Source organism: Alicyclobacillus acidoterrestris (assembly GCF_022674245.1).
Taxonomy (GTDB): domain Bacteria; phylum Bacillota; class Bacilli; order Alicyclobacillales; family Alicyclobacillaceae; genus Alicyclobacillus; species Alicyclobacillus acidoterrestris.
The window spans coordinates 2,894,523-2,918,839 of the sequence record NZ_CP080467.1 but is presented as its reverse complement, the minus strand read 5'-3'; the positions used below and the strand labels follow the sequence as shown (position 1 = coordinate 2,918,839).

Below are 24,317 nucleotides of genomic sequence, written 5' to 3'. Positions count from 1 at the left end.
AGGCGGTCACGTGGACAGGGAATCGCGTTCGCAGTCGTCGGGGAAAGTCGCGTTCATCGTGCTCAGGGCCATGCGGATGGCGGATGCGATTTCTTCGTAACTCGTGCAACGACAGATGTTTGACTCGAGCCACTCTTGGATAGTGGGTTTATCTATCGACGTAGCGTGCTCAAGCATCGCGTGTGCGTTCATGATGAATCCTGGCGTGCAGTATCCGCATTGAAAGGCGTAGCACCTGGCAAACGCGCGTTGAACGGGACTATTCTCAAGTCCTTCGATGGTCGTGATGGCGTGGCCGGTCGCTTCTATCGCAAGCATGATGCACGATTTGTAGGGCAGATCATCTACGATAACGGTACAGGCGCCGCAGTCGCCATTTTCACAGCCGGGTTTCGCGCCGGTCAGACCGCACTGCAGGCGCAGGACGTCGAGTAACGTGTCAGCGTGGCGAATGACGAGTGTTCTGTCTTCGCCGTTGATGTGAAGCGTAACCTCGTGTTTTGCCATGTTATGCACTCCCTAATTGGTGCAGGGTTTCCTCCAATACGGTTCGTAGGACAAAACGTCGGTACTCGCGGGATGCCTCATAGTCATTGAGAATGAATTCTTGCGGAATGATTCGGATAGCTTCCTCGACTCGCTGATGAACCGGTATGTGCTTTTGATTTAACCAGTCCTCCATGGTGCGCGAGCGAAACGGAAACGGGCAGACACCGCTCAAGGCGATGCGGACGTTCCCATGTACGCGGATGGCCGCGGCACTGACAATGGGGTAGCCTACCTCGCCCATTTTTCGGCGTTTGACGTGAAAAAAGGGCGCACATCGATAGATTTTATCCGTAGCTATCTGCACGATGAACTCTCCCGGTTTTAATTGCATCGTTCGGCGGAAAATACGGTGGATTGGCTCTTCTTTGGCGCCGTTTGGGCCGGCAATGCGCACCTTGCTGTCGCATACGAGCAGTGGAAGCACTGCTTCACGGTAGATGATATCTCCGCAGAGATTACCGCCAAGCGTAATTTTGTTGCGCGCAGTTTGGTCGGCAATTTCGTTGACGGTAGCTTGTAACAGCGGGAAAGCGCTCGACATCATCGGGTGACTGGTGATTTGTGATAGGGTCAGGGCAGCGCCGAGAAACAGTTTTTCTTCTACGACGCTGAACACTTGTGCCGCGGGAATTGGCTTGATGTCGATGACGGCATCCATCGTCAATTGATGAAGTCGGGCCAGCGTGATAATCTCCGTTCCACCGCTGTAATAGCGAGTGGACATGTCGCTTTTTGAGAACTGATTGTACTGGCGGATTGCCTCTGTCACGCTATGGGCCGTTACATATTGAAAATCAATTGGAATCATGGCCCATCACCTTCGTTCGCTTGCAGTCTCCAGAGCAACTCCGAGGTCATGGGCATGTGGTTCACTTCCATGCCCGTCGCATTGGATAGTGCGTTGGCGAGTGCGGCGGGCATGCCAATTAATCCGTGTTCGCCTATGCCGCGAAGTCCCCACGGAGCATCCAGGTCTGGCGTCTCCAAAAAGGCGACGTCGTATGTTGGATGATCTCCGTAGCGCTGAATGGGATACACCCGAAACTGGGGATTTGTGACCGCACCGCTATCGTCATAGACATACCCTTCGCGGCTGGCTAGGCTTAGCCCCATGTTCATGCCACCTTTGATTTGACCAAGCGCGAGGTCGGGATGCAGCACTTTTCCACAATCCACTACGGAGACTGCGCGCCGCACGCGATACGTGTAGGTGTCTTTTTGGTATTCAATCTCCACGCCTTGCGCCGCGACAGTCCACTCTGGCCCAGGAACGCCTTTTCCCGTTGTGGGATCGAGTTTCGTCACATGTTCAATCGTGTAGCTGCCATGACCGATGGCCATCTCACCGACTGTGTGTCCGTCCTGAAACGTATACCCTTTGGCTAGTGCGCCAATTGGGATTTTCGCTCGGGTGTCGTGAGCATCCGCGCAATAGGCATAACCACCAGCGACATGAATATCATCCGCTTCACACTGGAGCACGAACGACGCTGTTTTCTTGAGTTGGCGAATCGCATCTTGAGCCGCCCGAACGACGGCGTTGCCCGCCAATAAGGTGCTGCGGCTGGCCACGGTTTTCCAATGTTCCGGATGCGTTTGGGTGTCGACCTCCAGAACAACGTTTACCTGGCCGATGTCGATGTGAAACAGCTCTGCGACCATTTGTGCGAGCACGGTTTTCGTGCCTTGACCAATTTCCACGACCCCAGACAAAACCGTGATGGTACTGTCGTCATTGACGCGAACAATCGCGCCGGAGCTGGCATTTTGTGGTGTGCTCGATGTCTTCCAAACGCCAGCGATGCCTTTGGCAATCACAGTCTTTCCTTTTCTTGCGGCGGCAGTTCCGTTCCAGTCGAGCAACTGCTGGAGGCGCACTAGACAACCGTGCACGTCACCGATGGAACTGCGCGTCAACCGCGCTTGTGTAGGCGTGGTATCCCCCGGGCCGATGGCGTTCAGGAGGCGGAGTTCGAGCGGGTCGATAGATAATTTGTGCGCCATGATCTCGATGGCTCGCTCGATGACCAACGTTTGTTCGGGATGCCCGAATCCCCGATAGGCGGTGGTCGGCGGATGATTGGTGTACATGCAAAATCCGTCGCAGTGGACATGATGGATGCGGTACGGTCCGGTACAATCCTGAGTGGCCGCGCGCGTCACGATGACACCTCTATCGGAATAGGCGCCACCGTCAAACCAATATGTAATATGGGCAGCCACAAACTGGCCGTCGCGCGTGGCCCCAAGTCGAACTTTGGCTTCTAGTCCAATGTGACCGGGCAAACAGGTCATCACTTGCTCTCGCGTGCATCGCAATTTCACCTTCCGTCCTGCAACCGTCAATGCGGCAGCGACGGCGAGCGGCTCAATATATGGACTGGATTTTCCGCCGAATCCTCCGCCGACATATGGCGTATGGACGCGGACTTTTGATGGCTGGACGCCAAACGTCGCTTGCATCAGAGATGGGATGCTATATGGCGATTGGGAGGAAGTCGTGATGTCAATGTCCCCGTTTGGCGTGACTTCCGCAATGACGACGTGGGTTTCCATGGCAGCGTGGTGGGATTGTGGAAAGGAAACCTCACATTCTACGATCTCGTCGCAGACCGCCCACATGGCCTCAGGATTTCCTTTTCGAATCGGCACGTGTGTCGCGATGTTTGTTCCAGGAATCGGGTTGACCTCAGCAGAGTCGCCTACATAGGTGTTGATATTGGGATGTAGTAGCGGTGTGTTGGAGTAGTAGGACATCTTCGGTGATTGGATAGTGGGCAATGGTTGGTATTGGACGTCGATGAGTTTTGTCGCCGCTTCCGCTTGCGCGAGCGAATCCGCGACGACAATCGCCACAGGTTCTCCAGCGTACCGAACCCTGTCTACCGCGAGTACGTGCCTATCCGCAAGCGGTGAACCGGTTTTATTCGGGTAGTCCCTACCCGTTATGACTGCGCGGACCCCCTCTGCGGCGAAGGCGCGCGTCGTATCCTGAGAGAGAATGCGCGCGTGCGCGTGGGGGCTCGTCAGTAGTGCGGCATGGAGCATGGTGTTATCCGAGAAGTCGTCGGTGTATTTTGCATGTCCAGTGACTTTATCTAGGGTATCTTTGCGTCCCACGCTGTGGCCGACTACTTGTGTCGAGCTGTGGCGCAAACCTTCGACATCGTCAGAAGTAAAATCCTCTGTCAAGGATCTCACCACCTACGGGAGTTTCTCACTTTGCGAAAAGCCATCATTGTATCGGCTAAATCCTATGCGAAAGGGGCAGTGTCCTATACGCTAAGGAGGTGCGGCTTGTGGAATTTCAGCCCATTCGTTGTACTTTACGATATTGTTTGTGCGATGATGAGATCATTGTGTTATTTCAAGTGACTAGGTGGTGTGGAATGTGAGTGTGGTTAGTATTGTTTTACTAGTGGTAATATTGCTGATTTTTGTTGGCGTTCCATTGGGTGGCCTGGTTTATCTATTTATTTTGTCAAGAAAACCTCAGCATTCGGTTGTGCGGGCACATCCATATTTAGGATGGGTTCGTTATGTACTTGAAAAGCTTGGTCCAGAGTTCCGCCAGTATTGGTTTGATAGCGACACAGGTAGGCCATTTTCGAGAAGTGACTTTCTATCTGTCGTTTTTGCAAGCAAATATCGGACGGATTTAATTAGCTTTGGCGGCAAACGAAATTACGACGAATCAGGTTTTTATTTATCCGAGCGTTTTGCAGATTCATAAGTCCTTGCGGGGCAAAGGATTTCAGGACATGAAAAAGGACTTCACCCCAACTTCGAGAAGATTTCAAGTGACCAAACCCAAAATTCTCCGAGGAGGGAAGTCCACTTGTATCTTCTCCAAAAGTCCCTGTTTTCCTTTGAAGAATGGCTAGAAATCGAACCCAGTGAGCGACTTGAACTGTTCTTTTCTGCTCTGGAGCTTCAGTCGTATGCCGCAAAGTTAAGGAATTCATCACCCCAGGGAGCAAAGCCTATCAATCGTGAAGCGGTTTTACGAGCGTTGCTCGCTGCTCCGCTTGAGGGGATTTCAACCTTTACCAAGTTACACAAGCGTTTGGTTAGCGACCTGCGGTTCCGGTACCAATGCGGGTTTCGGTTAGATGAACCCGCACCGTCAATTGCCACACTCAGTCGAGTCTTCAAGGCCGTAGTGGATAAAGATCTTGCGAAGGCACTCTTCATTGACCTGGTCAGTCAGTGCAAAGAGGCTGGAATCATCGATGGAAGTCATCTCGCCATTGACAGTACAGCGGTTGGTGCCTATGAGAAGAAGCAACCGAAATCACGTAGTCAAGAAACGGGTAACGCCAACTGGGGTGCCAAGTATGACACATTTGGCAACAAGCTCACGTGGTTCGGATACAAAATTCATCTCGCAGTGGATACTTCCAGCGAGTTACCTGTAGCCTTGGAGGTCACACTCGCTCATGTTTATGACGGTGAGATGGCGATTCCACTCATGAAAGATGTCGTCGAAAACTACGGTTGGAAGGTCAAATACGTCATGATGGATGCCGGGTATGACCAGGTGAAAAACTACGAGGCTGCCCGTGGCTATGGTGCGCAAGCAATCATTGCACTCAATAAGCGGGGAGAAAAGGAACCGCCTGCAGGCATGGCATCCGATGGTACACCTCGTTGCTCCATGGGTTACGACATGGTCTATTGGGGAGCCGACGGTGACCGATTAAAGTTCCGTTGTCCACATGCAGTAGGCAAGGTTGGCTGCCCGCTTGGGACTGCTGCTTGCTCTGACTCCAACTACGGAATGGTAGTCAAGAAGAGCATCACCGACGATGTCAGGCGTTACGCCAATCCGCACCGAAACACGCGGGGTTGGATAGCTCTCTACAAGGAGCGAACGTCGGTGGAGAGATGTAATTCCCGGCTGAAAGAAAATCTTACAGCCAACGACACGCACGTCCGTGGCATTGAGAAGGTCACCACATACGTTTACCTCAATGCGATTGTTCTACTTGCTTCTGCACTGGCGATGAACACGACAGCAAGCTCACTGAAGACGGCTTAATCTGATACGATTCTTGGCACTCTGTTATTGGCAAGGGCATGCGAAAACCTAGACGACACAAGCGAAAAATGTAAATGATAACTCTCGAACTGGTATTGTTTCTCTTTTCGTTTCAAAGAGAAATGTAATTCTGCAAAACGCTCATCCAACAGTTTGTTTCCGAAGCTGACCGACGAGGTGACCGCAGATAATACAGAGAGCGCCAAGGGACAGAAATATCAAATTGTTCGCGAAGGACTTTTTACACGGCACGAAAAAGTTATCGAAGATGAAGTCAAACGGTGGCTGTATCAGACAGAGGATGCCATCGTCATCGGCCAGCATCTTGAGCACCCTTGGGTATTACGAGGAATGTTCGGGATATCCGCAACGTCGTATGGCGCCGTTGGGGAGCATTATATCCAGTCAACTGGCTCTGGAGCCTATATGGCAGGCGGATCTTGGATGAATACTGGCGAAGGCGGCGTTGCGCCCGAACATTTGATGACGGGTGTCGATGTGGTGGCACAGATTGGGCCCGGATTATTTGGTTTTCGCGATGAGGATGGGAATTTTTCTATTGAGGAATTCCAACGCAAAGCTGCCGAAAAAAATATTAAGGCATTTGAATTGAAATTCCATCAAGGTGCGAAGATCCGCGGCGGTCATCTTGAGGGTACGAAAGTTAATGAGAAAATTGCAAGCATCCGCAAAGTACCGATTGGAAAGACTGTCAACTCTCCCAATCGGTTTTCATTTTTAAAAAATGAAGAGGATGCGCTCAGGTTTGTGAATCAACTGCAGGTCATCGGAAAAAAGCCCGTCGGCATCAAGTTGGTCGTTGGCGATGGAAAGCAGTTGGAGGCATTTTTTGAAACGATGCTTCGTCTGGACATGTATCCAGATTTTCTAACAGTGGATGGGAGCGAAGGGGGATCCGGCGCAACGTTTAAAGCCATGGCGGATGGTATGGGGTTGCCTCTCTTCAGTGCGCTGTTAATTTTGGATGACACGGCCCGTCGATTCGGTGTTCGCGACCGGATAAAGATTTTTGCTTCCGGGAAGTTAATCACCGCGGATAAGGTAGCCATTGCACTTGCGTTAGGGGCGGATTGTGTCAATTCGGCACGTGGTTTCATGATGGCAAATGGATGCATTATGGCAATGCAGTGCCACACGGGAAAGTGTCCTACAGGTGTGACGACAACGGATCCTAAGTATCAATCCGCATTAGTGCCCGACGAAAAGAAATGGCGCGTGATGAACTATCTTTTACAAGTTCGGGAGGGCGTTTTTGCCTTGGCTGCGGCATGCGGACTGAACAGCCCACGTGCGTTTTCGCGTGAGCACGTCGTCTTTAAAAATGAATTCGGGCGCGCGGTTCGGGTTTCAGAATTGTTCCCCTATCAAAAAGTTGAGTATCCGAATGGTAAAAGCCACATAGAGGGAGAGGGAGCGGTCTTATGACGCACAAACATTGGGAATTTGATTCAATCTGTCCAAAGTGTGGACATAGCACACGGGTCTCAGCCCCGCTTGGGGAATTGGTGGTGCGCGTGCATTGTGATCACTGTTCGCACTGGATATAGGTTGAATTCCGACAGTGGGAGAGGTTCGGCACATAGGTGCAGTGGGTGGACATGAATTTCTTTTGTGTCCACCCCTGTAGGACAAAATTCTGAAGCGTTTTTAGCTCACAAGCTGATTTACGCCGACGCCGATGAGAATGCCTCCTGCAATTAGCGCCGAATATTTGCCTAGAAATTTTGAAAGTACACCAAATCCGACCACGTGCCCTATCCAAAGCATGACGTATCCCCAGACCGTAATACTAACGGCGACAGCCCAGAACGTAGGCGTGTTTGAAACGGATGATCCGAACCCAATCACGATATTGTCTAGGGACATGGCCAACCCGAGTAAAAACGCCTGGCGCAAACCCAGTGAAGCCACTCGTATCTTTGCTTTCTGGTTCGAAATATGTGGATGAAGATAGGCTGCGTACCAGAAGAACAAACCGATTCCCGACAGCGCAATACAGGTAATCCAATTGGCTTCGGATATCGATAAAAACTGGGCAATTGTATTTCCAGCGTACGCTCCGATCAGGGCTATGAGGCCTCCTATCAAATTGATCAGACCGTTTACCCAGTGAGGCATCCGGACCTTATCCGCTCCATAAGCCATTCCAATCCCAGTGTTGTCAAAATTGGAACCAATCCCAATCAGGTTTAAAGCGATAAATGTGTTCCAAGTCATTCGTTTCATCCCCCTATGGAAGGCTGAATGACAATCGTCCGCTACGACATTATTTTGCATTTCCGTCAATCCATATGATACGACGGGACCGGACAGTTGGAACTGGACAAAGGGTGCCTGCGTATAGGTGGTTACCGTATGCTAATGCCCACTTCGCAAATCGTTCAATCGAGCACGAATAGCGCGAATCTGCATCATTAAGGCATCATTTGCTTGTGCATCGTCCGCCTCCACCGACATCAATTGTGTCAGGGAGAGCTCCAGCTTATCTATCTCACTTTGCACGTGAAGGTCTGCTTTACGCGAATGCATTTGCGAGACGAATGCTTCCATCGTGCCGTCGAAAGATCGCACGGTTTTTTCCTCAAAGTAAACCACGCGATTGACCAGTTTGCGAAGCAAATATCGGTCGTGAGACACTATCATGAGGGCACCAGGATATGCTAGCAATGCTTCTTCGAGGCGCTCTCGCGTGTCGATATCCAAGTAGTTTGTTGGCTCATCAAGCACGAGTAAGTTCGCGTTTGAGAAATAGAGGTTGACGAAGGCCACGCGGCATCGTTCACCCATACTGAGTGACGAAATAGGCTTCAACACATCCTCTTTCCGGAAGAGGAAACTGGCGAGTATCGTTCGAGCGTAGGCTTCGCTCATTTCCGGCAACGCGAGCACACTATCCAAAACTGTCTGTGCGTTATTCAAGTGATTTAGTTCTTGTGCAAAGTAGCCGATTTTGGCTTGCGGGTGATGGATCACGCTTCCCGCCTCAGGTGTCAGTTGCCCGGTGACGAGGCCAAGCAATGTCGATTTTCCTACGCCATTTGGCCCTACGATGCCGATTCTATCGCCTCTTCGCACTTCTAAATGAATGTGTTCGAACACTTTGTAGTTCGGGTACGAGAAGGTCACGTCTTGTAGCCGAACGAATATTTTTGCGTCAAACGCATTGTGCTGAAACGATACACCGATGTTCGGTTCGTGATGCGGTCGCTCCACCCGATTGGATTCCAGTCGTGCTAGTGCGCGTTCCTTTGCCACAAAACGCGTGGCATGTTTTTGTGCTTCTTTTTTGCAACTGGATCCCGCTCGCTCGCCGCATGATGCGCCCGTTCATACCACTGTTTATAGCGTTGAATAGCTTCGAGCAGCGCTTTGCGTTCTTGTTGTTGTTTGTGATACAGCGACTGTTGGGTCCTCAGTTCCATATCTTTTGCGGCACGAAACGCGGTATACCCTCCTTTGTACGCCTTGGTGCCCGCAGGGGTCAATTCATACGTGGTATTTGCCACAGCGTCAATAAAATGGCGGTCGTGCGAGACAAATAGAATACTGCCAGGGTACGAAATGAGCCAACTCTCCAGCCACTGCAACATTTCCGCGTCGAGATGATTGGTGGGTTCATCCAGTAGCAGAAACTGTGGTTGTAGGATGGATAACTTCGCAAATTGAGCCCGTGTCTTTTGACCACCGCTTAGCTGTGCATACGGAACTGAGAAGAGAGATGCATTGAGGCCCAAGCGTTTTAGCGCCACTTCTACGCTGCGCTCGTACTCGTAGCCCCCCATATCGGCGTACGTATCCATTTGTTTCAGATATTCATCCACGACTTGCTGGTCGTTTACACCCATCTCTAAACGCTGTTGCATGTGCGCCATTTGTGCTTTCAATTGGGACAATTTCTGATGTGCACTGTGTACGAAATCAAACAATGTCATGTCTTGATCGACGTGAATCTGCTGTTCGACCCATCCCCATTCATTCAGAGGGACGCCGCGGGTGATGACACCCTCGTCAAAAGTCGTGCGTCCGATAAGTCCGTCGAGAAAACTCGTCTTACCGACACCGTTTCTGCCAATCAGCGCTACACGCTCACCCATAGACACTTGGAGTGACGCATGTTCAAACAGCCGCTTACCATTCCAGTCCTTCGCGACATTATCTACCTTCAGTGCAAATAACAAGCCCTTCACATCCATTCTTAATATTGAAAAAGCCGCAGGCAAATGGCCTGCGGCGGATGTACAAAATTGGATGTGGAAGTCCGTGAAAACGCCAATCGGCGACATGGGATATATCGAACGAAGTTGGTTTCAACACACCATCACGTCGGGTCAGACACGCCGAAAAGCACATGTAGGACTTCAAGTAGACACACCAATTCCGTACACTCTGTCACGAGCAGAGCCATTTGCCCTATCGAGTTACTTGGACAAACCATAGGAATTGAACATGTCGTCTACTTGGATACCTCCATGTGCAGCAAATGATATATGCCGACATCATACGCCTTGATGTCGCCTAAATCAATGCGATTTTCAAAAAACTAGGCGGTTGACATTAAATTGGACACTTCGCTTGACGTACTGTGTAGTGAAATTTAACAAGAGGAGGAGATATGAATGTACGGTGTATTTGGCGGTTACACTCGCTGGGCAGTCGTGTTTCTGATCATTTTTGTGCTGTTCTTCCTGTTGGTTCCTGCCTACGGTGCGACGACCACATGCTAAAACGACTACCCCTGCCAATTGGAGAGGGTATTTGAGGATACCCTCTCCAATTGCAGACGGACAAGCATTGGGCAGGTTGCTGGTACACGTCTTGATACCCGGGGTGGACATCAGGCGCCGTATCGACGCGGATACACACGAAACGGATGTGTTCGCATACGATGGAAAATGACCGGAATAACGGGTTTTGTGAACTACAGGAAAGGGGAAGAGTATGGAGTCGAAGGCGCTAAAAACATTTCGTCGAAAAATGGCCAATCCTCTTCACTGGCATAAAGCGAACCAGATCTTCCTCAAGTACAGCCGCGATGACTTGAAAAACGTCGCTCGCACGATGGGGTTAATTGATGTGCTTGCGTCTGAGTTAGGGGTCACATTGAATGAATCGGAGCGGAAACAAGCCGCACAGTGGCTTGTAGATCAGGATATTGACCCAAAAAGTAAACGCGATAGAATGATGATTTGGCGCAAGGCAAAGTAGCACTGTCATCCGTTTCCGTGTGACGTGCATCAAATGTTGAGGGTGGACACATTGATGTGTTCACTTTTTTAATGTAGGGACAGCGGGATGGGGTGAGAATGAAACCCCAGCTATTTAGAAGGAGTGCGCCCGATTTTGACGAATTCTTTAGGAGATTCTTGCATTTGTACCGATTGGTTATTGGTCGTAGAAAGGGAGTTACCTTATGCAAACCAACCCCGTAGAACTTGTTGGCGAACGGGCAAAACTGGTTCCGATGAATTCTTCGCATGTCGAAGCGCTGTTCGCAGCGGGGCGGTATCCGGAAATTTGGACATATATGTTCAATCAGGTGGCGGATGTAGAGGATATAGAGCACCTCGTTTCGAGTGCTTTATCGGCGCGAGACACGGGCGACGAGTTTCCCTTTGTGATTATCGACCAGGCTACCAATCAAGTGGTTGGCAGTACGCGTTTTCTTGACATCTCCAGCCAACATCGTCAATTGGAGATTGGTTCCACGTGGCTGACGCCAAGTGTCTGGCGCACCCGCATGAACACGGAATGTAAGTATTTGTTGCTCAAGCACTGTTTTGAAGTGCTTGAGACGATTCGCGTACAAATTAAGACAGATAGACGGAACGTGCAATCGCAACGAGCCATTGAGCGTTTAGGCGCAGTGAAAGAGGGCGTGTTACGCCGACATCGGATATTGCCAGATGGGTATGTGAGAGACACGGTGTACTATAGCGTCATTGATGAGGAATGGCCCGCGGTGAAGGCTCGACTCGAGGCATTTTTGGGTTGAGTCCACAGGTTACATACGCCATCAAGATTCGCAGGTGGTACCACAACTAGGGTGCCACCTGTTTGAATTTTTTTGCTACGTTTAATTTGTGTTGTTACATACGTTCATCAAGATGCTGCGCGACACTTTGCACAATACCCGTACACTTCAAAGCGATGGTTGATGACCTGAAAATCTTTTACGAGCCCATTTAAATTGTTCATAGGGCATTCATCAATTGCAAATGTTGCCCCACAATTCACGCAAACTAAGTGGTGATGGTGCTGCTCGTGACACATCAGACGATATTTCGCCGCGTCATCGCTGAATTCCATATGCTCAATGACATTGTGCTCGAGCAGCGTAGCGAGCGTGCGATATATCGTGTCGTAACTGATATTCGGATAGGTCTTTCGAACGTGTTCGTACACTTCTTTGGCAGACAAGTATTTATCTTTATTTTTTACGAAAAAATCGACTGTTTCTTGTCGTTTTCCGGTGAATTTGAGACCCGCCCGCTTGAGCCTGCGCAAAATGGCGTCGGTGGTGATTTCCATCCCATTGTCTCCCTTCAGGAAAAACTTCATCGCCCGTAACCTGTCGTGTCTGCCACCATTATCTCGCACACGCGAGAGATTGACAAACGCAAAAAATGGGGAGATGCGGTGGCTTACGTTCTCGAGTGGACATATGTAACCTCCATCTCTGAACTTTACTGAATCCAGGCTTCTTCCGAATCCATTTCCCAATCCTCGTAAAGGGGAAGCGAATCCGTGAATTGAGACCAATCCTCTGCAACTTCGTCGTCTGTCAGCAGGCATTCGTCCAGCGATTCGATCAAGCCGGGCCAGTCGACATCGATGCCAATCAACACAATCTCGTTGATTCTATCTCCCCAGACAGGATGGAACGTGGCTTCCCATTCAGGTTCTTGCGCAAACACATCCGCCTGTTCCTCTTCAGGTAATGCAGCCACCCAGTAACCAGAGATGCCAATTTGAATGGAAGGCCCAGCTTGGCTAAACGTTATGGCCACGTCGTTTCGAGAGGCCAACCACATCATGCCTTTGGCGCGAACCACTTCGGGTGGCCAATTTTCTAACCATTGCGCTATCCGCTGTGGGTGAAACGGCTTTTGCCTACGATAAACAAACGATGTGATTCCGTATTCTTCGGTCTCCGGTGTGTGTGACGCCTTTTGTAGCTCGTGAATCCATCCAGCAGCCATACTTGACTTTTCAAAATCAAATCGGTGCGTGTTGAGTAATTCACGTGGATTGACACGGCCATGTGTCGTCCGGATGAGCTTGGCGTCAGGCTGCAGCTTGCGCAACATTTGCTCTAGTTTTTGTAAATGCTCTTCATCAACTAGGTCGCATTTGTTCAGCAACAAGACGTCACAGAACTCGATTTGGTCAATTAACAAATCCACAACTTCGCGAACATCGGTATCGTCAATACCCTGTTTGCGGTCTAACAGGCTCTCTCCAGATGAGAAGTCGTGCCAAAAACGATTTGCATCGACGACGGTGACCATGCAATCCAGGTGACAGAATTCACTGAGATTGACGCCAAGCTCTTCATCGACATAGGTGAATGTTTGCGCGACGGGAATGGGTTCGCTGATGCCCGATGATTCGATGAGGATGTAATCAAAGCGCCCCTTTTCCGCCAATGCCCGCACTTCTTCAACGAGGTCCTGACGAAGCGTGCAACAGATACAGCCATTCGTCATCTCTACCAGTTGTTCTTTTGTACGGGACAGGCTTGTGTTTTGTTTGATGAGATTCGCATCGACGTTAATTTCACTCATGTCGTTGACGATGACGGCGATGCGCATCCCGTGTTGGTGATTGAGTAGGTGGTTTAGGACAGTCGTTTTACCAGATCCGAGATAGCCGCTCAAAACGGTGACTGGAATCGTATGATTTTGCATCGTATTCACTCCTAAAGGCTCATGGTGGATTAACGGTGGAGATAGGTTAGCGCCTTATTTCGTAATCATTACGATTTGCGGTGCTCACCATTATATAGCCAAGTCCTCGTTTTGTAAATAGTAACAATTGCGATTTTCGTGAATGTGAGCCAGCTTTCTGCATAAGCATTACAGACAAGCCAGCTTGTGAGGAGGAGACATTGTGCAACTGATTTACGCAATTCCAGCTGCAATGGGTTTAGGGGCACTGCATTCATTGGAGCCTGGGCATGGGAAGGGAATTCTATCTGCTTATTTGATTTCCAATCGCGGAAAGACGAAGGACGCACTGATATTGGGGGTGATTTCGGCTGCGTCTCACACGTTGTCGATTCTATTATTAGCGTTTGTGACAACGTTGTCCGTGAACAAGTTGGTGCCTGAGCAATTGCTGTTTCTTATAGAGTTATGTTCTGGCACAGTGGTCACTGCAATGGGGCTGAGAATGCTCTATTCGCAGTTTCGCCCGCAGGTGGTCGTGGTCCGGAAACTTGGTGAAATAGAGGGGCACGGTGACCACCACCATCATCATCATCACCATCACCACCATTTTCATCAATTGGAACACATGGAATCAGAAACGCCTAACTCTTTTCGCCGCCTTTGCATCGTTGGCTTCTTTACAGGTTTAATTCCCTGCCCGAGCGCACTGGCGATTCTCCTGGCTTCCATTGGTATCCATCAGTTTCAGATAGGTGTCGGTTTGGTCGTGGCGTTTTCGGTGGGAATGGCACTTACCATGTGTACCATTGGCATGCTCGTGGTGCATACAGGAGAAGCTGTCAGCCGCCTTGACCATTGGCGCATCGCCGATAGATTTACGCGCATCTCTGCGGTGCTCGTGTGCTTGTTGGGGTGCTTCGTCGTATATGGTGCAGTGCGCCATATTCTTTGAACCATTTCGTGTGAAGGGCACGATGATGAACTCAAATCGTAATTAACCCTATTTACAAATCGTAATCATTCTGATATTCTCCATAGACGTTGACGCAATTTGGGTACATAAAGGAGAGAATTGAAAGAATGAAGATGACAGTTGGCAGTGGTATGGCGATGGCCGGGGCGCTTGCGCTTCTCGCGACATTAGCCGGGTGTGGAACAACAGAAAACAATACCTCGTCGGCATCGGCCAAAGGGACGTCGAATGCGAAGGTCATTCAAGCCGTTGGTGCAGAAAATGAGTATGCGAACGTGATCCAACAGATTGGTGGGAAATACGTTTCGGCGACCGGGATTATGAGTGACCCGAGTACAGATCCGCATGATTACGAAGCGAGCACAAAGGATGCAGCGCTCGTCGGGAATGCGACGCTCGTGGTTCAAAATGGCGTCGGGTATGACGACTTCATGAGCAAACTCGAATCCTCATCGCCGAATTCGAAGCGTGCGGTGATTGACGTCGCGAGTGCATTGGGATATGGCAAGGACACCAAGAATCCACATCTGTGGTATCAGCCGGATACGATGCCGAAAGTCGCCCAGTTGATTGCAGATCAGTTGGCGAAACAAGACCCTTCAGAGAAATCCTATTTTGATGCGAATGTGAAGAAATTTGATGCTTCCTTATCCACTTGGAAACAAGAGATGGACAATATCAAGTCGAAGTACCCAAATGCAGGGGTGGCGGTTACAGAACCTGTCGCGGATTACTGGCTTCAGGCGACCGGCATGGACATCAAAACGCCGTGGTCATTCCAGGCGGCCATCATGAATGGGACAGATCCGTCGCCACAAGATGTCAAAACGCAGGAAGCATTATTTAACAATCACCAAATAAAGGTGTTTCTTTACAATCAACAGGCCATCACAGACGTCACGAAGAAGTTCCTAGCTTTGGCGAAACAAGATCACATTCCGGTGGTCGGGGTATATGAAACGATGCCGCCAAACCATACCTACCAAAGTTGGATGGAAGCTGAAACCAAAGCATTGACGGCCGCACTGGAAAACGGTACGTCAACGGAGACGATTTCCTAATGCAAGTAGATCATGTGTTGGAACTGAATGATATCGTGGTGCAGTTTGGCCAGCGAACGGTTTTAGACCATATTGATGTCGCCATTGAAGCGGGAGAATTCGTTGGCTTGATAGGTCCCAATGGCGCAGGGAAGACGACTTTGTTGCGCGTGATTCTAGGGCTCTTGTCACCCAATCACGGGGAAGTTCGTGTCGATGGCAAGCCAGTGCGCAAACGCAACCGGGCGATTGGTTATGTGCCACAGAAAATCCATCTCGATCCCGACACACCACTTCGCGGCCGCGACTTGGTGGGGCTCGGCCTCGACGGTCACCGCTTTGGTGTGCCGTTGCCGAGCCGGAAACGGCGCGAGCGCATCGACGAAGTGCTGGAGGCGGTGGACGCACTCCGCTTTGCGGACGCTCCGGTAGGCCGACTCTCAGGTGGTGAGCAGCAGCGATTGCTCATTGCGCAGGCGCTGTTGACGGATCCAAAAATTTTATTGCTGGACGAACCTTTGTCGAATCTCGATATTCGCAGTGCGCACGAGGTCGTTCGTTTGGTTGGAAGACTGGGAAAAGAGCGCGGGATTGCTGTCATTCTCGTCGCGCACGACATGAACCCACTGCTCGGCCATATGGACAAAGTCTTGTATTTGGCTGAGGGACATGCGGCCATGGGTGAGGTGGATTCGGTTATTCAAAGCGAAGTGCTATCAAGGCTCTATGGCTACGAGGTGGAAGTGCTTCGCGTTCGCGGGCGAGTACTTGTCGTCGGCGGTAGAGACGAGGAAGCGGACGTCGTCGATTTGCTGGGCGGCTTTCACTGTGGCGATCACGAGGATGTGATGAACTCGTGACGACATTTTTGCACTATGTTTTTGCGCCGGGGTTGTTGCAGAGTGAAGAAGTGCTGCACGCACTTCTGGTTGGCATCCTCGTCGCCGTGATTTCTGGTGTGGTTGGCGTGTTTGTAGTGCTTCGCGGGCAGTCGTTTGTTGGCCATGTGTTGACAGACATCGGGGCGGCGGGGGCGTCTGGCTCCTTTCTGGTCGGCGTGAACGCGTGGTATGGATTCATCTCGTTTGGCATCTTGGCGGGTGCCGGCGTGGAATGGCTGGGCGACAGGGCGCGCAATCGGGATGTGGCGACTGGAATCATTCTATCTTTCGCGATGGGATTAGGATCACTGTTTCTCTATTTTGACACCCGGTTCACCAGTAATGCGAGTGCGCCGATGATGGTGTTGTTTGGCTCAATGTTCGTGCTCAATCCCGGCATTATTCCTATTGTGACATTCACCGGACTTGCAGCACTGGTCGTGCTACTCATCATTTACCGTCCGCTGTTAGTCTGTTCGGTCAACCCGGAGATTGCCCAGACGCGTGGGATTCCCGTTCGATTGGTCGGTATCTTGTTTATGATTTTACTCGCGATAGCGATTGAGGATGGATCATTGGTTGTGGGTTCCCTGCTCAGTACGGCGCTGATCATCGGACCGCCTGCGACAGCCATTCGCCTGACATCGAGAGTTGGCTTGGCTTCTGTGTTGTCGGCTGGGATTGGCGTGGTGGCGACTGGGCTTGGCATTCTCCTGGCGTACGACAGCTATCTGTGGCCGCCAGTTCATCGGGGATGGCCAGTCAGTTTCTTTATTGCGGTACTTGTTCTTGTCTTCTATTTATTATCGCGGCTGTGGCCCGAGCGGCGGCACGCGCATGGCGCGGTTACAGCGCGCCGCGAGGAGGTGGCGTAATGGGGCAGTTTTTGCAAATGGTCTTTCCATTGGACTTGATTACCTTGCCATTTATGTTCCACGCCCTCATCAGTGGCACCGTTGTCGCCATATTGTCTGGTTTGGTTGGATTCTTTGTGATTTTACGGGGCTCGTCGTTTGTCGCACACGTACTGCCTAAGGCTGGATTCGCAGGCGCTGCGGGCGCGGTGTTGTTGGATATCAACCCTTTAGTAGGGCTTGTTGTGTTTGCGTTGGGCGGTGCACTCAGCATCGGGATGCTCGGCAAGCGTGGCCGCCATGACGTCGTCACCGCGTTGACATTGGTCGTGGCGCTCGGGACAGGTGCACTGTTTCTCACGTTGAATGAGCATTACGCAACGGGCGCCTATGCATTGTTGTTCGGTCAATTGGTGGGCGTGAGCCTGAGTCAGGTGCTGGACACGGTTGTGCTTGGCCTTGTCTGTGTCCTGATTCTAGGCGTACTCTACCGACCGCTTTTGTTTGCGTCTATCATGAGAGATAGCGCCGAAGCGCGCGGCGTTTCATCCCGGAAACTTGAAATGGCGTTTCTGATAGTCGTCGGATTGGCTACAGCGGTGACGGTACCCGTGGTTGGGGCTTTGTTGTCATTCAGTTTGATGATTGGTCCAGCGGCGACAGCCCGTTACCTTACACACCGACCGGGTAAATCGCTCGTGTGTTCGGTGGGGATAGCCATCTTGACGATTTGGGCAGCACTGGTGCTTGGCTATGACACGAGTTGGCCAATCGGTTTTTTTGTCTCGTCCATTTCAGCATTGTTGTATGGTGTGGTGCGTGTGGGGGCATCCCTGCAAAAACGCCGTGTTGTCGGAAAAACGGATGCGCACATACGCCCGCTCGATGGGGTGGTCGGTCAGAAGTAAGAACGCGGCCTGTCCTTGTGTGACGAGAGAAGTTCTAAGTTTTGTTGTGATGGCGCTCGACCATTGTGAAGAGAGACCTGAGGCAGTGATATCTACCTGGTCTCTCTGAATCCGGTAAGGAAAATATGGTTGCGATTATATCGTATATAACGATATAATCGCTTTGTGTGGAGGTGTTATATATGACGCAACCGTTGCAATCCCTAGCTGAACAGATTTCTTCGGCGTTCTCCTCGGTGTACTATCACTGCCATCCGACGTTTGAGATGGAATTGTCTCACCAGGCCGTACGCGCGCTTCAACTCATTCAAATGACGGGGCCTGTTACGATTCAGCAAATCGCCGATCATTTAGGGTGCGCGTCGAATACAGCATCGGAAATTGTCCGGCGGTTGGCTCAAAAAGGTCTGCTCGAAAAAATGCGAAGTCATGTGGATGAGCGAATTGTGCAAGTGAGTTTGACTGCAAAGGGGCAACAGACGGTGATGCAACACACCGGGCTCGATGTGGCACGCCTCGCGAACGCGCTGTCAGGCTTGTCATCAGCGGAATGCCAACAGGTTGAGCAGGGCCTTGCCACGTTGCTTCGAGCTTTGAGAGGTGTGCGAGAATGATGATGACGTTCGTGAAAGTGCTGATTTCGGCGCTGGTTATCGCGGCGGTGACCACAATCTCAAAGCAGTTCCCGACGTTGGGTGGATGGATTGCAGCGCTGCCCATCATTAGTTTGTTATCTGCACTTTGGCTCGTATTTGGACATCAGTCGTCTGAAGATGTTGCTCGTTTCTTCACCGGTGTGTTGCGTGGTCTCTTGCCTACGGCCATTTTGCTTGTGGTGACCGTGATATGTTTGCGGCGAGGTACGAGTTTTATGGGGGCACTTGGTATCGCAATCGTCGCTTGGGGTGCGAGTTCGTACATATTAATCAAGGTGGGATTGTAATGTCTGAGCGGGACAGAGGATTGAAGCTGGATTCGGAACAGGAATCGTGGAACGAGAAATATCGGCGCCGGGAAGAAACGTTGTTTGCCCCGGATGCTTTTTTGGTGGCGCGCCGCCATCAACTTCAGGAGGGCACAATCCTTGACGTGGCCTGTGGGGATGGCAGAAACGCGCTGTACCTCGCCCGTCACGGGTTTACTGTGACAGGCGTTGACTTTTCGCGCGAGGCGCTTCGGCGATTGGCGCACTTCTCGCAGGCGCAGGGATTGACCGTCGAAGCGCATCAACTATCACTGGAACAAGGTGCATTGAGAGCCGTGGGCAGGTTTGACAACGTCATTGTCGTGCACTTCAAGCCTTCTCCGGAAACGTTTCGGGATATCGGGGACGTATTGAACGAAGGGGGTATCTTGTTGATGACCTCTTTTAATCTTCGGCAACATGTCGAGCGCAATTTTCCGGAAAAGTACTGCTATCGTGAACGTGAGTTCATCGGTGTGGATGACAGATTGGAACTGCTGGAATACACAAGCTATCAAAATGAGCGCGGTCACTTTGATGGCTACGTGTTTCGCAAGAAATAGACGTCACGCCGTGTCGGCATGCGACAACAATCTAATTCGATCCCGCTTGCCGTTCATATATGAATGTAATATATTACATACAACAGAGCGACAAGGGGAGTCATCATGCCAATTCCGGAGGGTTATTTACGACCTGAACGTATCTCTGCAAAAGAGCGCGCATTTCAGCAGATTCAACGTTGGATTGTCGACGGTACGCTCCAGCCCGGTGAAAAGTTGAGCGACGGTGAGTTGGCCGAGGCGCTTGGCGTGAGCCGGACACCTGTGAGAGAAGCGCTGCAAACACTTGAATTGCAAGGTTTCGTCGAGATGCACCGCGGGCGGGACACGAGAGTCACGGCCACTTCGAAGGAGGACATCCGAAAGATCTATCCTCCCTTGGCGTCGTTGCAATCGCTTGCAGCGGAGCTGGTGGTTGATTCGGTGACCGCGGAGTTCATCGGACGGTTGCGTGAAGTCAATGTACAATTCGCAACTGCACTGCGTCGCAAATCGTCTTACGAGGCCATGGAATTAGACGACGAATTTCACAATGCGATTGTCGAGCGCGCAAACAATCCATACATTTCGTCGTTCATTTCGACGCTTCAACTTCACGCGCGCAGATTAAAGTACGTGTTCTTTGAGGACTCGCTATTATCGCATGAATCGATTGCTGAACATGAAAACATCTTGAAGGCGCTCGAACAGCGGGATGCAGAGAAGGCTGCGTCAGCGACGCGGGAAAATTGGCTGCGCGCGATGCACGAGTTATCTCGCCGTCTGTAAAGGACAATTCAAAGCATGTGGGAACAACGGGGTGTCAATGGTGGAGATAGGGATGAATGCGTCAGCGATTCATAAAGATGCTATCGAAGTTCGTTGGCTTTCCGAGCATTTCATGCGCAAAGAGCTATGTGCCATCTCGTGTCGTTGGGCGACACTGACTGAACGGGATGTGGTGGATTGCAATCTGGGCTGTATTCTCTCTGATGTGTGGGCGGCCGAACATCGGCTTGCGCCATTTCCGGAGGTAGCAGTCGCGTTCTATGAGCAGTGCGCCGTAGGAATCGTCTGCGGTACGACCTTGTCTACACAAAAATGTTTTTTTATCGATCACCTGGTGGTTCATCCACGGTACAATGTGACAAAGACTGGATTTCCCGCGATGCACGCTATTCAGGAGTGCCTTGTCGAGGCCGCGATAGACCACAGTCAGGCTTGTGGGTATCACGGATGGTTAGCTTGTTGTCCAGAACCTGGAACGGAAGCGATGTGGAGGCGGTTGGGTTTTTCGAAGGAAGACTCGTTCATTTATCGCCGTATGGGATATTTCACGCAAATGCCCGCAGGGATCCACTAGTTGGGTAATCGGATGCGAATGATTGCTTGTGTATCGAGCCATCGGGTTGCGTTTTTGTTTCTGGCACATGTGGCTTTGGCACGGTATAAGGAGGGGGCGTTCCGATGGCGCGCGATTCACAATTTGAAATACTGAATCCGGAGGATGCGCTTGCGCTACAGGCTTTAGCTGAAGCTGTCGGTTGGCGTTTTCACCCCGAACAAGCGCATCTTTTGCTTTCGTCAGGGGGCACGGTGTTCGGTCAACGCGTACAGGGCCGGCTTATCGCAAGTGCTGGTATTTATATATATGGCACGTCGTTATCCTCTTTAGGTGTCGTCATGGTGGATCGCGCGTTTCAGCGGCGAGGCCTGGGCAGGCGTATGGTCGAACGGTGTCTCACGGAGGTGGCCAAGACGGATACGCCGGTGACGTTGGTGGCGACATCGGAGGGATTTCCACTCTATGCGTCGCTAGGGTTTCAAACGGTCGGTCAGGTGTATCGTTATCAGAAGGATAGCATACATTCAGACGATACGCTGCCGAATCACGCAGGGATGTCCAAAATGACGGAAGCGGACCTGGCGGAAGTGATTCGGATGGATGAGGTAGCTTTTGGTGCGCCGAGATCTGCACTACTTCACACGCTGTTTTCCCAGATGCAAGAGGGCTATATGGTTCGCGATGCGACTGGCGCTGTCCGGGGAATGGCCATCGCTGTTTGCCGCGGGGCGTGCTTAGTGATTGGACCGCTGGTGGCCCATGCTGAGACGACAGCGATGGCGCTTGTGCAGCGGATCGCAGCGTCCTTTGATGGACCAGTGCGGCTGGATGTGCCAAGTCATCAGGCGGCTTTTGTTGCGCAGTTAGCGTCACACGGGTTCCGAGAGCGGATGGCGTCGCCAGTCATGTGTTTGGGACGAACGAATTTGCCGGGGCAGCGGGATTTATTGTTTGCCATTGCTGATCCGGCCTTTGGCTGAAACCATCGTTCGCGAAACCATCGCGCAAGCGCAAGGGATTCGATTAAATTAGAGGTTGTTGCACATTGTGCAACAACCTCATTGTTTAGCAGAGAGAAACGGTTTACCATCCTCCTGAAAGCGAATACATTTCGCACAATGCAGAAGGGAGGACATGTGGTTGGCGAATTTGGAATCGAACATCGTGGAAGTCCACAACAAGGCAACCAGAACAAAAGTGCGATGGACACATATCACGATTACGCTCGCTGTGATTTGGGTCGTCGGGATGATCGACAAAATTGGCGTGGCGGTGGTCGCGACCAACAGTCATTTTCTACAGGATATGAATCTGGTCGGACGCAACGAGATGATTGGAAGCCTGACGTCGGCGCTATTGTTTTCTTACGGAATCGGGTTTTTTCTATGGGGATGGCTGACGAACAGATTTGGTCCGAAGCGGTGCGCCATTGTGGGATTGTCGATTTGGGGTGTGAGTACCTTGATGGCAGCCGTGTCCCCGAATTTTTCGGTGTTATTTATTTCCCGGATTGTGTTGGGGTTTTCGGAAGCCTTTTTGTGGCCTGTTTCCAACGCTTTGACCGCGCGCTGGTTTCCGCTCGACGAGCGTGGACGGGCGAAGTCGATTTGGATAAACGGCGTGAGTCTTGGGTCGGCGATAGCCGGGTTTGTGGTCACAGCGCTTATTTCGCTGTTTGACTGGCGTGGCGTGTTTTGGTTTTTGACGATTGTCGCGCTTGTGATTTGCGTGCCGTTGCTCTGTTTGTTGATTACAGACACACCAGCCAGACATCGGCGCGTATCCACTGAAGAGTTGCTCCACATTGAGAGGAACCAACGGATGGAGGAATCCGTCGCGACATCGAAAAACGCGTTACGCACCTTGAACTATTGGTTGGTCGTTATCGCGTTTACGGGGAATATTTTGGCGGTCTACGGACTTGGCAGTTGGTTTCCCTCATACATGGCGGTATCTATGCATTTCAGTCCAACGGCCACGAGCACCTACATGCTGATTACATGGAGTGTCTCCATCGCCATGATGTTCTGGGTGGGTGCGCACACCGACAGGACACACAAAAAAGCCTATTGGATCATCGTCGGGTTCTTAGTGGCCTGTGTATTTCTCGGTATCTCCCTGAACAGTCCGGCACCCATCGCGGACGCGTTGTTGGTTGGCGGAGCGATTGCCTTCATCCAGGCCTTCACGACACCCATGTTACATGGGCTTTTACACGACATGAGCCCCACTCGGCAAATTGGCCGAAACACCGGAGTCATGACCGGCATAGCGAATGTGGTCGCTGCCTTTGGTCCAGCCATGATGGGGACTTTTATTACAATCGGCCATGGAAGTTACCGGGCTGCGTTTCTCTTTCTCATCATCTGTTTCGTTCTCTCCGCAGTCTGTGCGGTCGTGCTGACCCTGCGCGGAAAATAAGAAACCGCTTTCTATGGCCGCGTGACAAAGACGTGGTGAGAAATCTCTTTAGCGGCGTGGATGGCTTGGTTGGCAAAGTAGAGTAGCCCTTTTTGTGCCATGCGGTAACGAGGACCGACGATGTTCAGCGCAGCTGCAACGTTGCCTTCGGCGTCGTAAATGGGTGCAGCCGCAGCGACGACGCCTTCGTGTCGTTCCTCCTGGCTTAGCGCGTATCCTTGCCTGCGCACGTTCTCGAGTTCTATCCGGAACAACTGTGGGTCCGTGATGGTGTTTTTTGTCCATCGTTTCAGTCCGGCGTTGATTACTTCGTCGATGACGGTAGAGTCTTGACCGGACAAAAGAACTTTTCCGGAACTCGTGCAATAAGCCTTGCAACGTGTCCCGACACGGGAAATGAAGCGAATGGGATGGTTGCACTCGACGACTTCTAGGTAAAACACGTCGACGTGATCGAGCAGGACTAACTGGACCGTCTCCTCGACGCGATTGACCAGGTTTTTCAGGAGAGGATGCGCTTCGCGGAGTACTTCGTGACAACTTTGGTAGGTGCTCGCAAGCGACAGTACGGGAAGTCCAAGCCGGTATGCTCGGGATATCGGGTCTTTTACGACGAATCCTTCATTTTCCAGCGTCGTCAACAGGCGACTGACCGTACTTTTGTTCAATTCTAGTTTTCGGGCCAATGCGGATACGCGATGCTCTGGTTCGGCAATCGAAAAGCACTTCAGAATTCGAAGTGCGTTATGGACAGAATTCAACGACGAAGTATCGCGCGCCATGGATAAAGGCACACCGCCCTTCTAATTTTGAAAAGGTGACGTGCCATTATCGTAATCATGTGGATGCGTGTCGACAAGCGCAATGTTTCGGTATGTGGAAAACGTAT

Annotated in this window: 26 protein-coding genes and 1 pseudogene; 18 read left to right on the top strand and 9 right to left on the bottom strand. The window is 51.2% G+C overall.

Going from position 1 to position 24,317, the window contains the following annotated elements; genetic code table 11:
* Positions 1-6: 6 nt before the first annotated feature.
* Genes K1I37_RS14210 through K1I37_RS14200 form a run of 3 tightly spaced genes read right to left on the bottom strand, consistent with a single transcriptional unit; the run spans position 7 to position 3,741 of the window.
* A complete protein-coding gene (locus K1I37_RS14210; protein WP_407653161.1) occupies positions 7-516 on the bottom strand; it encodes a (2Fe-2S)-binding protein in 510 nt (169 codons plus the stop codon).
* On the bottom strand, positions 509-1,357 hold the full coding sequence (locus K1I37_RS14205; RefSeq protein WP_021295013.1) for an FAD binding domain-containing protein: 849 nt from the start codon (positions 1,355-1,357) through the stop codon (positions 509-511). Before K1I37_RS14205 ends, K1I37_RS14210 begins: the two co-directional genes overlap by 8 nt.
* Complete coding sequence (locus K1I37_RS14200) at positions 1,354-3,741, bottom strand: xanthine dehydrogenase family protein molybdopterin-binding subunit (RefSeq protein WP_021295014.1); 2,388 nt, start codon at positions 3,739-3,741, stop codon at positions 1,354-1,356. Before K1I37_RS14200 ends, K1I37_RS14205 begins: the two co-directional genes overlap by 4 nt.
* Positions 3,742-3,940: 199 nt before the next feature.
* On the opposite strand from K1I37_RS14200, the gene K1I37_RS14195 reads away from it, so the two are divergent.
* The 4 genes and pseudogenes from K1I37_RS14195 to K1I37_RS21945 all read left to right on the top strand — a co-directional run bounded on the left by K1I37_RS14195 (position 3,941) and on the right by K1I37_RS21945 (position 7,158).
* Positions 3,941-4,282 carry a hypothetical protein gene (locus K1I37_RS14195; protein WP_021295015.1) on the top strand — a complete coding sequence of 114 codons (342 nt, stop codon included), beginning with the start codon at positions 3,941-3,943 and terminating at the stop codon, positions 4,280-4,282.
* Between the two features lie 105 nt (positions 4,283-4,387).
* Positions 4,388-5,590, top strand: coding sequence for a transposase (locus K1I37_RS14190; RefSeq protein ID WP_146824597.1), 1,203 nt, complete (start codon positions 4,388-4,390; stop codon positions 5,588-5,590).
* Between the two features lie 144 nt (positions 5,591-5,734).
* Positions 5,735-7,036: pseudogene (locus K1I37_RS14185) on the top strand (glutamate synthase-related protein); the annotation flags it as partial.
* Positions 7,033-7,158: a zinc ribbon domain-containing protein gene (locus tag K1I37_RS21945; protein WP_407653160.1), complete on the top strand. Its 126-nt coding sequence runs from the start codon at positions 7,033-7,035 to the stop codon at positions 7,156-7,158. The pseudogene K1I37_RS14185 and the gene K1I37_RS21945, both read left to right, overlap by 4 nt.
* Positions 7,159-7,258: 100 nt before the next feature.
* On the opposite strand, the gene K1I37_RS14180 is transcribed toward K1I37_RS21945, so the two are convergent.
* From K1I37_RS14180 to K1I37_RS14170, 3 genes are all read right to left on the bottom strand, one after another.
* Positions 7,259-7,828, bottom strand: a complete 570-nt coding sequence (locus K1I37_RS14180; RefSeq protein WP_021298624.1) for a manganese efflux pump MntP — start codon at positions 7,826-7,828, stop codon at positions 7,259-7,261.
* A gap of 141 nt (positions 7,829-7,969) precedes the next feature.
* On the bottom strand, positions 7,970-8,824 hold the full coding sequence (locus K1I37_RS14175) for an ATP-binding cassette domain-containing protein (protein WP_021298625.1): 855 nt from the start codon (positions 8,822-8,824) through the stop codon (positions 7,970-7,972).
* Between the two features lie 20 nt (positions 8,825-8,844).
* Complete coding sequence (locus K1I37_RS14170; protein ID WP_021298626.1) at positions 8,845-9,789, bottom strand: ATP-binding cassette domain-containing protein; 945 nt, start codon at positions 9,787-9,789, stop codon at positions 8,845-8,847.
* A 760-nt stretch (positions 9,790-10,549) separates the two neighbouring features.
* Between K1I37_RS14170 and K1I37_RS14165 the strand changes: the two genes are divergently transcribed.
* Together K1I37_RS14165 and K1I37_RS14160 are read left to right on the top strand one after the other, a co-directional pair.
* Positions 10,550-10,816, top strand: coding sequence for a hypothetical protein (locus K1I37_RS14165; RefSeq protein ID WP_021298628.1), 267 nt, complete (start codon positions 10,550-10,552; stop codon positions 10,814-10,816).
* 205 nt (positions 10,817-11,021) lie between these two features.
* Positions 11,022-11,603 carry a GNAT family N-acetyltransferase gene (locus tag K1I37_RS14160; RefSeq protein WP_021298629.1) on the top strand — a complete coding sequence of 194 codons (582 nt, stop codon included), beginning with the start codon at positions 11,022-11,024 and terminating at the stop codon, positions 11,601-11,603.
* 107 nt (positions 11,604-11,710) lie between these two features.
* Here K1I37_RS14160 and K1I37_RS14155 read toward each other — a convergent pair whose 3' ends face one another.
* Complete coding sequence (locus K1I37_RS14155) at positions 11,711-12,139, bottom strand: Fur family transcriptional regulator (protein ID WP_021298630.1); 429 nt, start codon at positions 12,137-12,139, stop codon at positions 11,711-11,713.
* Positions 12,140-12,294: 155 nt separating this feature from the next.
* A complete protein-coding gene (locus K1I37_RS14150) occupies positions 12,295-13,518 on the bottom strand; it encodes a GTP-binding protein (RefSeq protein ID WP_021298631.1) in 1,224 nt (407 codons plus the stop codon).
* 202 nt (positions 13,519-13,720) lie between these two features.
* On the opposite strand from K1I37_RS14150, the gene K1I37_RS14145 reads away from it, so the two are divergent.
* From K1I37_RS14145 to K1I37_RS14090, 12 genes are all read left to right on the top strand, one after another.
* Positions 13,721-14,452 carry a HoxN/HupN/NixA family nickel/cobalt transporter gene (locus tag K1I37_RS14145; protein WP_021298632.1) on the top strand — a complete coding sequence of 244 codons (732 nt, stop codon included), beginning with the start codon at positions 13,721-13,723 and terminating at the stop codon, positions 14,450-14,452.
* Positions 14,453-14,580: 128 nt separating this feature from the next.
* Complete coding sequence (locus K1I37_RS14140; protein WP_021298633.1) at positions 14,581-15,534, top strand: metal ABC transporter solute-binding protein, Zn/Mn family; 954 nt, start codon at positions 14,581-14,583, stop codon at positions 15,532-15,534.
* Positions 15,534-16,373 (top strand): metal ABC transporter ATP-binding protein, encoded by an 840-nt coding sequence (locus tag K1I37_RS14135; protein WP_021298634.1) that lies wholly within the window; start codon positions 15,534-15,536, stop codon positions 16,371-16,373. Before K1I37_RS14140 ends, K1I37_RS14135 begins: the two co-directional genes overlap by 1 nt.
* Positions 16,370-17,269 carry a metal ABC transporter permease gene (locus tag K1I37_RS14130; protein ID WP_021298635.1) on the top strand — a complete coding sequence of 300 codons (900 nt, stop codon included), beginning with the start codon at positions 16,370-16,372 and terminating at the stop codon, positions 17,267-17,269. Before K1I37_RS14135 ends, K1I37_RS14130 begins: the two co-directional genes overlap by 4 nt.
* Positions 17,269-18,156, top strand: coding sequence for a metal ABC transporter permease (locus K1I37_RS14125; RefSeq protein WP_021298636.1), 888 nt, complete (start codon positions 17,269-17,271; stop codon positions 18,154-18,156). The genes K1I37_RS14130 and K1I37_RS14125 overlap by 1 nt, the downstream gene beginning before the upstream one ends.
* 182 nt (positions 18,157-18,338) lie before the next feature.
* Positions 18,339-18,770 (top strand): MarR family winged helix-turn-helix transcriptional regulator, encoded by a 432-nt coding sequence (locus tag K1I37_RS14120; RefSeq protein WP_021298637.1) that lies wholly within the window; start codon positions 18,339-18,341, stop codon positions 18,768-18,770.
* Positions 18,767-19,099, top strand: coding sequence for a DUF3147 family protein (locus tag K1I37_RS14115; protein WP_021298638.1), 333 nt, complete (start codon positions 18,767-18,769; stop codon positions 19,097-19,099). Before K1I37_RS14120 ends, K1I37_RS14115 begins: the two co-directional genes overlap by 4 nt.
* The gene (locus K1I37_RS14110; protein ID WP_021298639.1) at positions 19,099-19,683 is read left to right on the top strand and encodes a class I SAM-dependent methyltransferase; all 585 of its coding nucleotides are present in this window, start codon (positions 19,099-19,101) and stop codon (positions 19,681-19,683) included. Before K1I37_RS14115 ends, K1I37_RS14110 begins: the two co-directional genes overlap by 1 nt.
* Positions 19,684-19,788: 105 nt before the next feature.
* A complete protein-coding gene (locus K1I37_RS14105; RefSeq protein ID WP_021298640.1) occupies positions 19,789-20,451 on the top strand; it encodes a GntR family transcriptional regulator in 663 nt (220 codons plus the stop codon).
* A gap of 52 nt (positions 20,452-20,503) precedes the next feature.
* Complete coding sequence (locus K1I37_RS14100) at positions 20,504-21,025, top strand: hypothetical protein (RefSeq protein WP_021298641.1); 522 nt, start codon at positions 20,504-20,506, stop codon at positions 21,023-21,025.
* Between the two features lie 104 nt (positions 21,026-21,129).
* Positions 21,130-21,987 (top strand): GNAT family N-acetyltransferase, encoded by an 858-nt coding sequence (locus tag K1I37_RS14095; protein WP_021298642.1) that lies wholly within the window; start codon positions 21,130-21,132, stop codon positions 21,985-21,987.
* Positions 21,988-22,147: 160 nt separating this feature from the next.
* Entirely contained in the window at positions 22,148-23,428 is a 1,281-nt protein-coding gene (locus K1I37_RS14090; protein WP_021298643.1) for an MFS transporter, read from the top strand.
* A gap of 11 nt (positions 23,429-23,439) precedes the next feature.
* Here the strand turns inward: K1I37_RS14090 and K1I37_RS14085 are convergent, their stop codons facing one another.
* A complete protein-coding gene (locus K1I37_RS14085; RefSeq protein ID WP_021298644.1) occupies positions 23,440-24,222 on the bottom strand; it encodes an IclR family transcriptional regulator in 783 nt (260 codons plus the stop codon).
* Positions 24,223-24,317: the final 95 nt, after the last annotated feature.

Coding starts and splice junctions, on each gene's coding strand:
- K1I37_RS14120 (WP_021298637.1), top strand. CDS start 18,339: ATGACGCAACCGTTGCAATCCCTAGCTGAACAGATTTCTTCGGCGTTC.
- K1I37_RS14205 (WP_021295013.1), bottom strand. CDS start 1,357: ATGATTCCAATTGATTTTCAATATGTAACGGCCCATAGCGTGACAGAG.
- K1I37_RS14105 (WP_021298640.1), top strand. CDS start 19,789: ATGCCAATTCCGGAGGGTTATTTACGACCTGAACGTATCTCTGCAAAA.
- K1I37_RS14125 (WP_021298636.1), top strand. CDS start 17,269: ATGGGGCAGTTTTTGCAAATGGTCTTTCCATTGGACTTGATTACCTTG.
- K1I37_RS14100 (WP_021298641.1), top strand. CDS start 20,504: ATGAATGCGTCAGCGATTCATAAAGATGCTATCGAAGTTCGTTGGCTT.
- K1I37_RS14155 (WP_021298630.1), bottom strand. CDS start 12,139: ATGGAAATCACCACCGACGCCATTTTGCGCAGGCTCAAGCGGGCGGGT.
- K1I37_RS14165 (WP_021298628.1), top strand. CDS start 10,550: ATGGAGTCGAAGGCGCTAAAAACATTTCGTCGAAAAATGGCCAATCCT.
- K1I37_RS14110 (WP_021298639.1), top strand. CDS start 19,099: ATGTCTGAGCGGGACAGAGGATTGAAGCTGGATTCGGAACAGGAATCG.
- K1I37_RS21945 (WP_407653160.1), top strand. CDS start 7,033: ATGACGCACAAACATTGGGAATTTGATTCAATCTGTCCAAAGTGTGGA.
- K1I37_RS14180 (WP_021298624.1), bottom strand. CDS start 7,828: ATGACTTGGAACACATTTATCGCTTTAAACCTGATTGGGATTGGTTCC.
- K1I37_RS14095 (WP_021298642.1), top strand. CDS start 21,130: ATGGCGCGCGATTCACAATTTGAAATACTGAATCCGGAGGATGCGCTT.
- K1I37_RS14115 (WP_021298638.1), top strand. CDS start 18,767: ATGATGATGACGTTCGTGAAAGTGCTGATTTCGGCGCTGGTTATCGCG.
- K1I37_RS14150 (WP_021298631.1), bottom strand. CDS start 13,518: ATGCAAAATCATACGATTCCAGTCACCGTTTTGAGCGGCTATCTCGGA.
- K1I37_RS14135 (WP_021298634.1), top strand. CDS start 15,534: ATGCAAGTAGATCATGTGTTGGAACTGAATGATATCGTGGTGCAGTTT.
- K1I37_RS14160 (WP_021298629.1), top strand. CDS start 11,022: ATGCAAACCAACCCCGTAGAACTTGTTGGCGAACGGGCAAAACTGGTT.
- K1I37_RS14140 (WP_021298633.1), top strand. CDS start 14,581: ATGAAGATGACAGTTGGCAGTGGTATGGCGATGGCCGGGGCGCTTGCG.